General features: G+C 64.3%; 11 protein-coding genes and 1 pseudogene. 7 read left to right on the top strand and 5 right to left on the bottom strand.

Going from position 1 to position 13,541, the window contains the following annotated elements:
• Positions 1-41: 41 nt before the first annotated feature.
• The 3 genes from AC1DLO_RS04875 to AC1DLO_RS04865 are packed head-to-tail and all read right to left on the bottom strand — an operon-like array spanning position 42 to position 4,618.
• Positions 42-1,004: a nucleoside hydrolase gene (locus tag AC1DLO_RS04875; RefSeq protein WP_476889448.1), complete on the bottom strand. Its 963-nt coding sequence runs from the start codon at positions 1,002-1,004 to the stop codon at positions 42-44.
• Positions 1,005-1,012: 8 nt separating this feature from the next.
• Entirely contained in the window at positions 1,013-3,238 is a 2,226-nt protein-coding gene (locus AC1DLO_RS04870) for an arylsulfatase (protein ID WP_476889447.1), read from the bottom strand.
• A gap of 48 nt (positions 3,239-3,286) precedes the next feature.
• The gene (locus tag AC1DLO_RS04865; RefSeq protein WP_476889446.1) at positions 3,287-4,618 is read right to left on the bottom strand and encodes an MFS transporter; all 1,332 of its coding nucleotides are present in this window, start codon (positions 4,616-4,618) and stop codon (positions 3,287-3,289) included.
• Between the two features lie 221 nt (positions 4,619-4,839).
• Here AC1DLO_RS04865 and AC1DLO_RS04860 point away from each other — a divergent pair, with 221 nt between their 5' ends.
• The 4 genes from AC1DLO_RS04860 (at position 4,840) to AC1DLO_RS04845 (ending at position 10,256) form a co-directional block, all read left to right on the top strand.
• The gene (locus AC1DLO_RS04860; protein ID WP_476889445.1) at positions 4,840-5,880 is read left to right on the top strand and encodes an LLM class flavin-dependent oxidoreductase; all 1,041 of its coding nucleotides are present in this window, start codon (positions 4,840-4,842) and stop codon (positions 5,878-5,880) included.
• Positions 5,881-5,959: 79 nt separating this feature from the next.
• On the top strand, positions 5,960-7,216 hold the full coding sequence (gene cobA / locus AC1DLO_RS04855) for a uroporphyrinogen-III C-methyltransferase (RefSeq protein WP_476889444.1): 1,257 nt from the start codon (positions 5,960-5,962) through the stop codon (positions 7,214-7,216).
• Positions 7,217-7,314: 98 nt separating this feature from the next.
• Positions 7,315-8,781, top strand: coding sequence for an FAD-dependent oxidoreductase (locus AC1DLO_RS04850; RefSeq protein WP_476889443.1), 1,467 nt, complete (start codon positions 7,315-7,317; stop codon positions 8,779-8,781).
• 95 nt (positions 8,782-8,876) lie between these two features.
• On the top strand, positions 8,877-10,256 hold the full coding sequence (locus tag AC1DLO_RS04845; RefSeq protein WP_476889442.1) for a rhodanese-like domain-containing protein: 1,380 nt from the start codon (positions 8,877-8,879) through the stop codon (positions 10,254-10,256).
• A gap of 104 nt (positions 10,257-10,360) precedes the next feature.
• Here AC1DLO_RS04845 and AC1DLO_RS04840 read toward each other — a convergent pair whose 3' ends face one another.
• A complete protein-coding gene (locus AC1DLO_RS04840) occupies positions 10,361-11,041 on the bottom strand; it encodes a FadR/GntR family transcriptional regulator (RefSeq protein ID WP_476889441.1) in 681 nt (226 codons plus the stop codon).
• Positions 11,038-12,273, bottom strand: coding sequence for an MFS transporter (locus tag AC1DLO_RS04835; protein ID WP_476889612.1), 1,236 nt, complete (start codon positions 12,271-12,273; stop codon positions 11,038-11,040). The genes AC1DLO_RS04840 and AC1DLO_RS04835 overlap by 4 nt, the downstream gene beginning before the upstream one ends.
• A 202-nt stretch (positions 12,274-12,475) precedes the next feature.
• On the opposite strand from AC1DLO_RS04835, the gene AC1DLO_RS04830 reads away from it, so the two are divergent.
• The 3 genes and pseudogenes from AC1DLO_RS04830 to AC1DLO_RS04820 form a co-directional block, all read left to right on the top strand.
• On the top strand, positions 12,476-12,616 hold the full coding sequence (locus AC1DLO_RS04830) for a hypothetical protein (RefSeq protein ID WP_476889440.1): 141 nt from the start codon (positions 12,476-12,478) through the stop codon (positions 12,614-12,616).
• Positions 12,597-12,881 (top strand): hypothetical protein, encoded by a 285-nt coding sequence (locus tag AC1DLO_RS04825; protein ID WP_476914414.1) that lies wholly within the window; start codon positions 12,597-12,599, stop codon positions 12,879-12,881. Before AC1DLO_RS04830 ends, AC1DLO_RS04825 begins: the two co-directional genes overlap by 20 nt.
• Positions 12,878-13,501 (top strand): annotated as a pseudogene (locus AC1DLO_RS04820) (LGFP repeat-containing protein); the annotation flags it as partial. The gene AC1DLO_RS04825 and the pseudogene AC1DLO_RS04820, both read left to right, overlap by 4 nt.
• Positions 13,502-13,541 lie beyond the last annotated feature (40 nt).

Here is a 13,541-nt window from a genome sequence, read left to right as displayed (position 1 = left end):
TTGTGGCACGCTAGGGCGCCGCCGCCCCTGACTTGGCRCACTCACGGCAGAAGCGCCAGCGAGTCAAGGAACAAACGGCGGTAGCGTTCGACGTCGGCCCCGAGGACGACGTCGATGCCTCCGCCCGCGCCGGCGTTCACTTCGCCGCCCGCACCCAAACCAGTGCGCAGATCGACCACAGTCTGCCCTCGTGTGGCTGGACCTTGAAGGCTCACCTCCACTGGTGCCCGACGGAGGCGGAGGCCTTCGGGATCGATGGCAGCGCAAACGGCACCGGCATCGCCGATCGCCGCGTGGCCCGCATCAGCGATCCTGGACTCGTCTTCAGTCACAGTGGCCAGGTGGGCCAACAGCTGTCCAGCGAAAGCCATGTGCTTCCTGCCGGAAGCGCGGAGCTCGTCGATGGTTCGCGGGTCGCACGTCACTTCATAGAACGGTTCGAGCCCATACATGGTCATAGGGATCCCGGAACCGATCACTATCGCTGCGGCCTCGGGATCGTGCCAGGTATTGAACTCGGCCGCGGCAGTGGCGTTGCCGGCTCCGATCGCGCCGCCCATGAAGACGATTCGTTCGATCCGGTTAATGACGTCCGGATACATGCGCAACAGGACGGCGATGTTTGTCATAGGCGCCAGCGCGATCAAGGTGACAGGGGATTCGCTGCCGAGAAGTGTGGATCGCATCAGCTCGACGGCGTGCTCACGCACCGGCTGCAGACCGTGTGGCGGCAGCTCGATATCGGCAAGTCCGTTGTGGCCGTGGACGTAGCTGGCATCCTGGGGCGCTTCCAAGAGTGGTCTGTGCATGCCGGCGGCCACCGGGATGTTGCCGCCGCCGCTAAGTTGGAGCACATGCAGCGTGTTCTCCACTACCTGGGGGAGACCCACATTGCCGCCAACGCACGTCACGGCCAAGACATTGAGCTGAGGAGCCGCAAGCGCCAGCATCAGGGCCAAGGCGTCGTCCACGCCTGTGTCGACGTCGAGGATAACGTTGTTCATGGATTTCCTCACTCGCTGGCGAGCATCGCGTCAGCGAGCTCTTGGTTGTCGTCGTAGGCAGGGTGAACGGCGATTTCGATGCGATCCAACGCACCTTCGGTAAAGGGGAACGGACCGCGGAAGGCCTCGGTGAAAGTACTACCCGGTGCGTGTCCGACGTCGAGCCCCCAGAAGGAAAGGTGAGCCGACACATGCGGGATGCTGCCTTGGTCAACGGCAATGCCGTTGACGAGGAGCTCGACGTCGGCCGAGCGTCCGTCGCGCGAAAGGATTCGGAACCCGAGCTGCACATTGCCCGCGGGAAGGGACGCTGCGGAGAGCCTGACGCGATCTTCGAGCAACGAGTGTTCAAACACGAGCCCGCCATTCAGGACGTAGAACACATAGCCACCCTGGATGCTACCGCTGGACAGAAGAGTGCCCGAGCAACTGGCGTCGAAGCCGTTGACGAAAGCCGTCGCCGTGATGGTTCGGTTGGAACCGGTGACGGCGCTGGCCAGCGGGACGTGACCCTGGCCCGGACGGAGGACCATGGTGGTGTCGGCGTAGAGTCCGTGGGGTCCGCGGTCGGTGATGAGCTCGTAGAGAGTCCGGTCATCCAGCGGGAACACATCGTGGGTGCTGGCCTCTTTCCACCAGAGCCGTTGGAGTTCCTGCAGCCGTTCCGGGTGCCACTGCGCCAAATCGGTGCTTTCGGAGAAGTCGTTCCGGGTGTCATAGAGCCGCCAGGTGTCGTCCTCGTAGCTCTGGCTGGGAATGTGGGCGGTGACGGCCTTCCATCCGTCATTCCAGACGGCCCGGTGGCCGAGGGTTTCCCAGTGCTGGGTATCGCGGCCCAGATCCGTGCTGTCGGATGCCAAAGCCTTGGCCATGTCCGTGCCGTCCATTCCAGGGGTTGGCTCGATTCCGGCCAGGCTCAGCAGGGTCGGTGCCATGTCAACGGCGTGGAAGAACTGGCTGCGGACTGCGCCGGGGTTGGTGGCGCCATTTGGCCAGGACATGATCAGCGGCGAACGGACACCGCCCAGGTCGACAAACTGCTTGTACTGGCGGAACGGGGTATTGCCCGCCATGGCCCAGCCTTCGGGGTAGTGGGCGCCGCCCTTCGGGCCTCCCAGCCTGTCCAGGAGTGGAAGCTGTTCAACTGCCGTGCGCCGGATGCCACTGTAGGGAGCATTTGTGTCCACATCGCCGAACGGCCCGCCTTCCCGGCTGGCTCCATTGTCCGAGAGCAGGACGAATATGGTGTTGTCGTATTCACCCCACTTCTTGAGCGTTTCGATGAGCCGGCCGATCTGGGTGTCGGCGTGCTCGAGGAACCCGGCGAAAGCCGCCTGCAAGTGTGAGTAGACGGTGTGTTCTTCTTCGCTGAGCTCTTCCCACGGAATCACGCCGGCATTGCGTTCGGCCAGCCTCGTTCCCGCAGGAGCCAAGCCCAGCTCGATCTGCCGGGCGAGCCGGTCCTTGCGGGTCTGGTCCCATCCCTTGGCGAAGATGTCAATGTACTTATCGATGAAGGTCCGGGGAGCCTGGAAAGGGGCGTGGGTGGCGCCGAGGGCGAGCTGGAGGTAGAAGGGGTCGTGGCGGCGGTAGGCGATGTGGTTTCGGACGTATCCGACGGCTTGGGCTGCCAGGTCCTCGCTCAGGTGGTAGTTTTCGGTCCGCGGCGCAGTAACGGGGTGGTTATCCCGGTACAGCTCTGGTTCGTACTGGTCCGTGCAACCATCCATGAACCCGTAATATCCGTCGAATCCACGGGCCAGCGGCCAGTTGTGGAAAGGCCCGGCAGCTGTGATTTCGTGCAGCGGCGCCAAATGCCATTTGCCCACCAAGTATGTCCCGTAGCCTTGCTCGCGCAGCGTTTGGGGGAGCATGGGGATATCCCGCCGTATGGCGCCGCGGGAGTTGGGGAACCCTGTGTCCGTATCGGCGAGGAAGCGCATGCCGACCGAGTGGTGGTTGCGGCCAGTCAGGAGCGAAGCGCGGGTGGGAGAGCAAAGCGGAGTCACATGGAAGTTGTTGAAACGGACACCGTTGCCCGCCAGCGCATCAATGTTTGGGGTCGCGATCTCGGACCCGAAGCAGCCAAGGTCGGACCAGCCCGTGTCATCAAGGATCACCATGACGATGTTGGGGCGCTTTTCTTGGCCGGGGCGTGCTTCCGGCCACCACGGTGTTGACTCGGCTACGGTGCGGCCGATGGTGCCTTTGAACATGGAGTCTGAGGGTTGCATTGCTTGAGTGCTTTCGGTTGCGGAGAGATGCGTGGCTGGCGGCAGTTGTCAGCGGCGTGCGGTGAGGCCCTGAGACGCGCCGAATCGCGGCTTGACCACGGAGACTGCGACGAAGCCCAGAACTGCGATGATGGCGATGTAGAGGGAAACACTCCAGGTTGCGCCGTTGGATGACTTGCTCAGTCCTTGGGCAATGAGGGGGCCGAAGCCGCCGCCCAGGACGGTGCCAACTTGGAAACCGATGGACATGCCCGAGTAGCGGACGGCGGGAGTGAACATGTCTGCGAAAAAGGTGGCCTGCTGGCTGAACAAAATGCCGCCGAGGACGCCGCCCACACCCATGGCGATGAAAAGCCCGGCAATGGTGCCGCTGGAGATCAGCCAGAACATGGGGAACGCCCAGAGCGCCAGCATGACCATGCCTGCGCGCAGCACGCGCCGCTGCCCGATCCTGTCACCCAATGCGCCGGCGAAGGGCGTGGCAATGAGGTTCACGACGGAAGAGAACACGTTCGCCAAGAGAACGATCGTCGGGCTGAAGCCAAGGACTCCGGAGGCATATCCGAGGACAAAGACCCCCTGGATCAGGCCGAGGGTGGTGTCACTCGTGTGGATGAACACGGCGGAGACGATCTCTTTCGGATACTTCCGCAATGCCTCAAGCACGGGCAGTTTCACTTCGGCTTTCTCAGCCTTGATCTTCGTGAACTCCGGGCTTTCCTCCACTTTGAACCGCAGGAAAACGCCGACTGCAAGCAAAAGCAGGCTGGCTAGGAAAGGAATGCGCCAACCCCACGCGATCAAGTCGGCCCGGCTCATGACACTTGTCAGCAGAGCCACGGTGGCCGAGGAGAGGATGACTCCGAGGGGGGCGCCGGCTTGAACCAGGCTGCCGAACAAGCCGCGGCTCTTTGTGGGTGCATGCTCAACGGCGAGCAACGCAGCACCGCCCCATTCGCCTCCGATGCCAATGCCCTGTAGGACACGCAGTGATACCAGGAGAACCGGGGCAAGCAGGCCTACCTGGGCGTAGCTGGGCAGGAAACCGATGAGGACGGTCACAATGCCGGTCAGCATGAAGGTGAAGAGGAGCACTCGTTTGCGTCCCAGCCTGTCACCGAAATGGCCAAGAATGATCCCGCCAAGGGGCCGGGCGATGAAGCCGACCGTGAAGCTTGCCAGGGAGAGCAATGTGGACGTGCCGGCATCTCCGGTGGGGAAGAACACCTGCCCGAAGGCCAGGGCTGAAAGTGTGCCGTAGACGAAAAAGTCGTAGTACTCAAGAACGGAGCCGACCGTACTGGCCATGGCGGCGCGCCAAGACGACTTCGGGGCGGGGGAATGCACGGTGGGCATGGTCGCAAACTGGGAGTTGGCCATAGCTAATCCTCTTTGACTGACTGGCTGTAGGGATATGGAATCGATTCCTGGAATCGATTCCATATTAGGTTTGACCGAGACGGACGTCAATGGTTTTGCGGATTAACTGAAAGCAGGGCCCGACGGCGACTTCCGCCGTCGGGCCCTTCTTTTCGGTAGGCACGCCCCACGCGGGCGCGGCCTGAAGGAATTCCCCGGACCGCCCCGTGGTTGATGCGGGCATGAAACGAATCGGTTTTCTCTCCTTCGGCCATTGGGGGCCGGTCCAGGGTTCGCTGACTCCTTCGGCAGGCGACGCCTTGCTCCAGGGGATCGACTTGGCCGTCGCGGCGGAGGAGCTCGGTATCAACGGAGCCTTCTTCCGCGTGCACCACTTTGCGCGCCAGCAGGCCTCGCCGTTCCCCTTGTTGGCGGCCATCGCGGCCCGGACCAGCCGGATCGAGATGGGAACCGGCGTGATCGACATGCGCTACGAGAACCCTCTGTACATGGCCGAGGAAGCAGCGGCCACGGACCTCATCAGCCAAGGCAGGCTGCAGTTGGGCATCAGCCGTGGTTCACCCGAGCCGGCCTTGCACGGCGCGCGGTACTTCGGCTACGCGCCTGCCGAGGGTGAGGACGACGCCGCGATGGCCCGCCGCCACACCGCAGTGTTCCGCCACGCCATCGCAGGCCATGGCGTGGCCGAAGCCGATCCCTCCTTCATGGGCGGCGGCCGCGGCCTCCTGCCGATCCAGCCGGCGTCGTCCGGGCTGCCGCGGCGCATCTGGTGGGGCGCCGGCACCCGCAAGACCGCCGTGTGGGCCGCGGAACAAGGCATGAACCTCATGAGCTCCACCCTGCTCACCGAGGATACCGGGGTCCCCTTCGACCAGCTCCAGGCGGAGCAGATCGCCATGTTCCGGGAAGCCTGGGCCGCCGCCGGGCACGGTTTCGAACCGCGCGTTTCGGTCAGCCGCAGCATCATTCCCGTGGTGGACGCCGAGGACGAACACTATTTCGGGCTCCGCGCGCAGGTGGAAAACCGCGACCAAGTGGGCATGCTCGACGGCGCCCTGTCGCGTTTCGGGAAGAGCTACGTCGGTGCGCCCGATACCTTGGCGGAGGAACTCGCGAAGGACGCCGCGGTCCAGGCCGCCGACACCGTGCTGGTCACCGTGCCCAACCAACTCGGGGTGGACTACAACGTCAAGCTGCTGGGAAACATCGCCAAATACGTGGCTCCGGCGATCGGCTGGGAAGCACCTACAGCTCGAGCGTAATGTGACGCTGGGTTACCTAGCGTGAACTGGTGTTTCCGGACCTTTGAAGCATGTTACGGCCCGGCCCTACAGTTTTTTCATGGCAATACAGGACATCTACCCCACAGCCCTGCGGCTGCTCGGCCGCCCGGTGCTGGTGGTGGGCGGCGGACCCGTGGCTGCGCGACGCGCCAAGGGACTGCTCGACGCCGGTGCCCGGGTGACCGTGGTGGCTCCCGTAGCCTCTGACACGCTCCGCGAACTCGCCGGCTCCGGCCTGCTCACCTGGGAGCCGCGCGCTTACCTTTCTTCCGACGTCGACGGCGTCTGGTTCGTCCAGACGGCCACTGGCGTTGCCGCTGTTGACGCCCAGGTAGCCGCCGACGCCGAGGCGCAGCGCATTTGGTGCGTCAACGCCTCGGACCACGAATCCTCGGCAGCTTGGACGCCCGCCGTCGCCGTTGTGGACGACGTGAAGATCGCGATCAACGCCGGGGGAGATCCCCGCCGTGCCATGGCCCTGCGCGACGCCGTTGCTACCGCACTTGAGACGGGAGACTTACCGCTCCGCCGTCGTCGTGCTTCCACCGGAAGCGTCGCCCTTGTTGGCGGCGGTCCTGGAGACTCCGGACTCATCACCGTCCGCGGCCGTCGCCTCCTGGGCCAGGCCGACGTCGTGGTCGCCGACCGTCTTGGACCGCGCGACTTGCTGCAGGAACTCGCTCCGGACGTCCGCGTGATCGAGGTCGGAAAGACCCCCGGGCACCACCCCGTGCCGCAACTGGAGATCAACCGCATCCTGGTGGAGGAAGCACTTGCCGGCCACCGCGTGGTCCGGCTCAAGGGTGGCGACCCCTATGTCCTGGGCAGGGGTGGCGAGGAAGCGGAATTCTGCCGGCAGAACGGCGTCGAGGTTGAAGTGGTTCCCGGTGTGACTTCGGCGATCTCCGTGCCTGCGGCAGCAGGCATTCCCGTGACGCACCGTGGACTCGCGAAGGGCTTCAGCGTGGTGACCGGCCACGAGGAACTGTCCGAGGTTCCGGCCCGTCCCGACCACACCGTGATCCTGCTCATGGGTGTGGCCAAACTTCGCGAATCCGCGGCCGCCCTCGCTGACTCCGGAATGCCCTTGGACACGCCGGTAGGTATCGTAGAGAACGGCTACATGCCCGAACAGCGCGTCACGATCGGCACCCTGGCAACCATTGCCGAGCAAGCCGAGGCCACCGGCGTCGCAAATCCCGCGGTGATTGTGATCGGCGATGTGGTGCGCGTGAGCCCCTTCGCCCCCGAGCATTTCAAGACCGCTGACTACAGCACCCTGACCCCCAACAAGCCCCGCGTCGTTACCCCTTAGCCCCTCACCCAACTAGCTCGCATTAGGTGTCGTTTTGAGCCCTCAAAACAACAACAACTGCGAGCCAGTTGGGAAGCACACTGAAAAGGAACACAGCCGTGTCATCTAGCACCACCGTAGGAACCGCTGCACGTCCGCTGCGCGTCGCCGTCGTCGGCTCCGGCCCGGCCGGCGTCTACGCAGCTGACATCCTGACCAAAAGCGAGGCCGTCAAGAGCGGCGAGCTGACTGTCAGCATCGACCTCTTCGACCGCTACCCGGCCCCCTACGGCCTGATCCGCTACGGCGTTGCCCCGGACCACCCCCGCATCAAGGGCATCGTCAACGCCCTTCACAAGGTCCTGGACCGCGGCGACATCCGCTTCTTCGGCAACGTCGACTACGGCACTGACATCTCCATCGAAGACCTTCGCACGCACTACGACGCCGTCATCTTCGCCACCGGCGCCATCAAGGATGCGGACCTGAACATCCCGGGCATCGAGCTTGAAGGCTCCTTCGGCGGCGCCGACTTCGTCTCCTGGTACGACGGACACCCGGACGTATCCCGCGAATGGCCGCTGGAAGCCACCTCCGTGGCTGTGCTCGGCAACGGCAACGTGGCGCTGGACGTGGCCCGCGTCCTGTCCAAGCACGCTGACGACCTTCTTGTCACCGAAATCCCGGACAACGTTTACGCCGGACTCAAGGCTTCCCCGGTCACGGACGTTCACGTCTTCGGCCGTCGCGGACCGGCGCAAGTGAAGTTCACCCCGCTGGAACTCCGCGAGCTGTCCCACTCCAAGGACGTGGACATCATCCTGTACGCCGAGGACTTCGAGTTTGACGAAGAGTCTGACCGCCAGATCCAGACGAACAACCAGACCAAGACCATGGTGGGTACCCTCACCAACTGGATCGCCGAGCAGCCCGAGGACCTCTCGGAGCTCAAGGCCTCCCGCCGCCTGCACCTGCACTTCCTGCACAGCCCGGTGGAGATCGTGGATTCCGCAGAAACCCCGGGCAAGGTTGCCGCGATCAAGTTCGAGCGCACCGAGCTGGACGGCACCGGCAACGCGCGCGGTACCGGCGAGCTCGTCGACTACCCGGTCCAGGCCGTATACCGCGCCATCGGCTACTTCGGCTCCGCCCTGCCGGACGTCGAGTTCGACCACAAGAAGGGCGTCATCACCAACGACGGCGGCCGCGTGCTGGACGCTTCCGGCGAGCACGTTCCAGGCCTGTACGCCACGGGCTGGATCAAGCGTGGCCCCATCGGCCTCATCGGACACACAAAGGGCGACGCGCTGGAGACGGTCACGTACCTCCTGGAAGATCGCGAAAACCTGCCATTCGCCGCAGTTCCCGAGGCGGACGCCGTCGTCGATCTCCTGGACGCCCGCGGCGTGAAGTTCACCAGCTGGGAAGGCTGGCTGGCGCTGGACGCGCACGAGCTTGCTTTGGGCGCGGCCGCTTCCGACGCCGGCACGTCCCACGGCGTCGAGGTCCAGCGCGAACGCATCAAGGTTGTGCCGCGCGAGGACATGGTGGACATTTCGCGCGATGGCGTGGCCGCCCAGGTCTAGTTTCTACAACGCGGGGTCACTTAGCGCCCATCCGGAGCATCGGAATGGGCGCTAAGTGACCCCGCGTTGCGTGTTGTCGGGGTTAGACTCTGCGCATGGACGTCGTCGTCGTCGAAACGACCCAACTGGGGGACCGCAGCTACCTCGTCCATGACGGCACGGTGGCGCTGGTGATCGACCCCCAGCGTGATACCGACCGCGTCGATATAGCCGCCCGGGACGCCGGTGTGGCGATCACGCACATCGCTGAAACCCACATCCACAACGACTACGTGACCGGCGGGCTGGTGCTGGCGCGGGGCCATGGCGCCGTTTATCTGGTGAACGCCGCAGACAACGTGGCGTTTGAGCGCGAGCCTATTCTCCCGGGGCGGGCGTTCCGGGTCGGTAGGCTGAACGTCAAGGCAGTGCCCACTCCGGGCCATACCCACACGCACCTGGCCTATGTGGTTTCGGACCCCGACCCAGGAACAGGCGTCCGGCAAGCTGTGTTCTCGGGTGGCAGCCTGCTTTACGGTTCGGTGGGCCGGACGGATTTGATTGGCCCGGAAGACACCGCCGGTCTGGCCCACGAGCAGTACGCCTCCGTTCGACGTCTGGTGGCTGAGGCAGAACCGGACGCGCTCCTCTATCCCACTCACGGCTTCGGCTCTTTCTGCTCCATTGGCCCTGCGAGCAAGATCCCCACTTCGACCATCGGCGAGCAAGCCGCCACCAACCATGCGCTCACGGACCCGGACGAAGACCACTTTGTCAGGCACCTCTTGGCCAGTGTCACGGCCTACCCGAGCTACTACGCGCACATGAGCCCGCTCAACGCGTTGGGGCCCGGCCCTGCCGTGCTCGATGTGCCGGAATCAGTGGATCCCACGGAGCTGGAGCGCCGGCTCGACGCCGGGGAATGGGTGGTGGACCTGCGTCACCGCATGGCATTCGCCGCGAGCCATTTGCGCGGCAGTGTGGCCTTTGAATACGGGACCGGATCGAGCTTCACGAGCTACTTGGGTTGGGTCCTGCCATGGAATCGGCCGCTGACGTTGTTGGGAGCCCACGACGACGTCGAGAAAGCCATACGCGACCTCGCAAGGATCGGAATCGACTCCCCGGACGCGGCAGTCGGCGAGGACCCCAAGATGCTGGCCCCGGGCATCCCTTTGGTGAGTTATCCGCGCACCGACTGGACGGGATTGATTCAGGACCGAACCCTGGGCGAAATCGTGCTGGACGTGCGTCGTACCGAGGAATTTGCCGCGTCGCACGTCCAAGGGGCATTGAACGTACCGCTGCACGAGCTTTTGCTCCGTCTGGATGAGCTTCCGGACACGAAGACCTGGGTGCACTGCACCTCCGGCTACCGGGCTGGCGTCGCCGCAAGTCTCTTGCACCGGGCCGGCCGCGACGTGGTGCTCATCGACGCGCCCTTCCGCGGGGCGGCGGACGCCGGCGTCGAACTGAGACGCGACACCCATGAGTGACTGGACGCTCGCTCATCTTTGGGGGCATTTCCGGCGGACGCTCGCTCACTAGAAATGAGCGAGCGTTGGGGAAAACCCCGGCATAGGTGAGCGGGCGTTCGGGGTTAGTTGTTGATCCATTCCGCGGCGAAGTCCAGGTTGCGGTACACGCTCGCGACGGCGGCCACTTCGTCGCGTGCTTCGATGGCGTCGGCGAGCTCGTCGTGGCCCTCGTGCGGGATGCCATTGAAGCCGGCCTTGCGCTGCTGGCGGAGGAGATCGTCGTGGAAGACCCCGCCGAAGGACACGTACAACTGGTGGAGCAATGGATTCCCCGAAGCCAGCGCCACCCGTTCGTGGAAGTCCCAATCCGCGCGGGCCCAAGCGGGGTAGTCGGCCGCGAGCCACGCGTCGTGGCGCACTTGGAGAAGGGCCCGCATGGCGGCGATGTCCTCGGCCGTGGCATGCTTCGTGGCTAGCCGGGCCGCCTGGGTGTCGAGCCCCACCCGTACCTCGACTACGTGCTCCTGTGTGTGTTCCTTGTACATCCTCTGGGCTGCGCCGGAAATCTCACTGGTGGCACGGACATACGTGCCGTCTCCGCGTCGGACCTCAAGCATTCCGCTGTGCGCCAGTGCTTTGATGGCTTCGCGGAGCGTGCCCCGCGAGACTCCGAGTGAGGCCATGAGCTCCGGCTCGGCCGGAATCTTCTCCTGTAGCGGCCATTCTCCGGACTGGATCATGCTGCGCAGCTGGCTGGTGACCTCATCGGCAAGGACGGGCCGGTGCGAAGGAATCAGGCTCATAGGACCGGCCTTGGTCCGGCCTTGATCGGCGTGCGCTTGCTGGTCAGCAAGTGGCAGGTCACCATCAGGGCAAGGGCCACCGCGGCCAAGAGCGCCAAGGGGAGTGTCCAGGAACCGGTAGCGCTGTGGAGCAGGCCCATGCCGAACGGTCCCAAGGCCGCTATCAAGTACCCCACGGACTGGGCGACGGTGGACATGGCGGTGGTCTCCGCCGTCGTACGTCCGCTGCGGCTGATGATCACCAGGACCAGCGGGAAGATACCCAGGCCGAAACCGAACAGCACCGCGGGAACCGCCGCGAGCGACGTCGGCAGCAATAGCATGGCGGGGACGCCCAGCAGCGTCGCCCCGCTGCCCAAGTACAGGGCCGGCCGCATCATGCGGGGCCGCGAGCCGATGGCCAGCAGGATCATGCCGGCGGCCACGGAGACCAATTGCATGAGCCCGAACTGCAGGCCGCTCTCAGAGGCGCTGAGTCCTTGGCTCGTCAAAATGTAGGCAAACCAGCTCATCACGGCATAAGCAAGGAAGGCCTGCAGCGTGAAGATGGAGGTGATCAGGAGTCCAAGCCGTGTGCGCAGGAGCGGCCACATGGAAACGTGTTCCTGGCCGGCCTTGCGCGACGAGCGGTGGGTGTGGAGCACCATCGGGAGGAAGCCAAGCAATGCGGCGACGCCGAGGATGCCCCATGCGGCCAGACCCATCGACGGCGAGCCAAGTTGCTGGGCCAGTGGCACGCTGACCGCCGCGGCGAAGGTCGCGCCGCCGGACATGGTGAAGGTGTAGAGGCCTGTCATCATGGAAGTCTTTGCTGCGTAGTGCTCGCGGATGTACGACGGCATGGCCACGTTGCACACCGCCAAGCCGGACATCGCCAGCACCGTTCCGGCAAGGAGGGCGCCAGTTGCGGGGACACTGCGTACCAGGAGGCCCGCAGCCAACATCGCCAGAGCCACGAAGATCGACTTCTCTACGCCGATCCGGCGCGACAGCCACGACGTGCCTAGTCCCGCGACGGCGAAGCACAGCAAGGGGATGGACGGAAGGACCGACGCCACGAGTGCCCCGTAGCCGAGGAATGTTTGCAACTCGTGGAACAGTGCAGCCGCGCTGGTAATGCCGGCGCGCAGATTCAGTCCGATCAGGATGACGGCAATGATCCCGACGACGGCGATCACCCGGGATTTGGGTGCCACCGTTCCGCGGGCGCCTGGCACAGTGGTTGCTTCCATTGCGTGGGATGTCGGGTGAGTTGAAGCCATATCTAAAGGTTAGACGTTTGATGTTTGATGCGCGAAGTTTTGTGGTGAATCTCGCACATGATGTTCGGCCACTGGTAGTCTCGCAACTGTTGCTGGCCAGAAACACAATTCTGGGCAGGTTGTGATCATTTTTTGGGGGAAGAATGCAGAACTGGCCATTAACCGTCGTGCTTTGTGCAGTAGGACTTTTTACTTTGGGCGCCTGCACCTCGCCGTCCTCAGCATCACCTCCGAGTGCTGCCCCACCACCTTCGACGCCCACGCCGACGCCTACGTCGGCGCCCACGGAGAGCATGGCCGCACCGTCTCCTGACGCTCTCGTGACTGATGCCCTGAAGAATGTGCGATGCGCAGCCGACGCCAACGGAACCTGGTCTTTCTCCGGGACACTGACCAACACGGGAACGGCGGCGGTGAAGTACACCATCGCCATCGCCGTGGGCACCACAAGCAGCGTTGCTGGTCACTCGATGATCGAAAAGGAACTTGCTGCCGGTGCCAGCACGGAGGTCCATGCCGCGGAAGTCGCCCACGCGGCACCCGCCGGCTCCACGTGTGAGGCGGTGGTTTCCAAATGATGGCAAACAGTGCCACCCGGGCCGTCCGCATCCTAGCAATGTGTGTTCTGGCTGCCGTTGTGGCCGTTGGACTCGCGCCCACGGCGGCAACCGCCGTGAATCTTTCGCCGGCGGAGTCTCCCACACCGTTTCCCACGCCGTCTCCCACCGTTTATGCGACCCCTGCCACGGTCCCGACACAGGAACCGACGGGACCGACTACGGCGCCCGCGCCGGCTCCAACCCAGGACGTAGTGCCCGTGTCCACTCCGACACCTGAGCCTGCTCCGGCCCAGGTCCACGCCCAGGAAGAAATCATTCCCGACGGGGTGATCGGGGCCAAATGGCAGTTATTGGGCGGGGCAGCGGGACCTTTGGGGCCCGCGACATCGAATGTATCGTGCGAGCAGAATCTCCTTTGCGTCCAGCTGTTTGCCGGCGGACGCATCTACTCAGCGCCGTCCACGGGCGCTAACGCGGTGCTGCTTACGGTGGGAAAGACAGGTCCTCAGTGGCACGCAAGCGGACAGCTATCCGCATTCGGCTACCCGGTGGGCGATGAACAATGTGCAGGCAATGGCTGCTTCCAGCGGTTCTCTAGTGGTTTGGATATCACCTGGAATCCTGTTGGGGGTCTTCAGACTGTCTGGACCAAAGGTGGTATCGGCGGAGCCTTGTTCC

Source organism: Arthrobacter sp. 01T419 (assembly GCF_056398865.1).
Note: the sequence above shows the minus strand (reverse complement) of the source record. Positions and strands in the feature narration are given on the sequence as shown.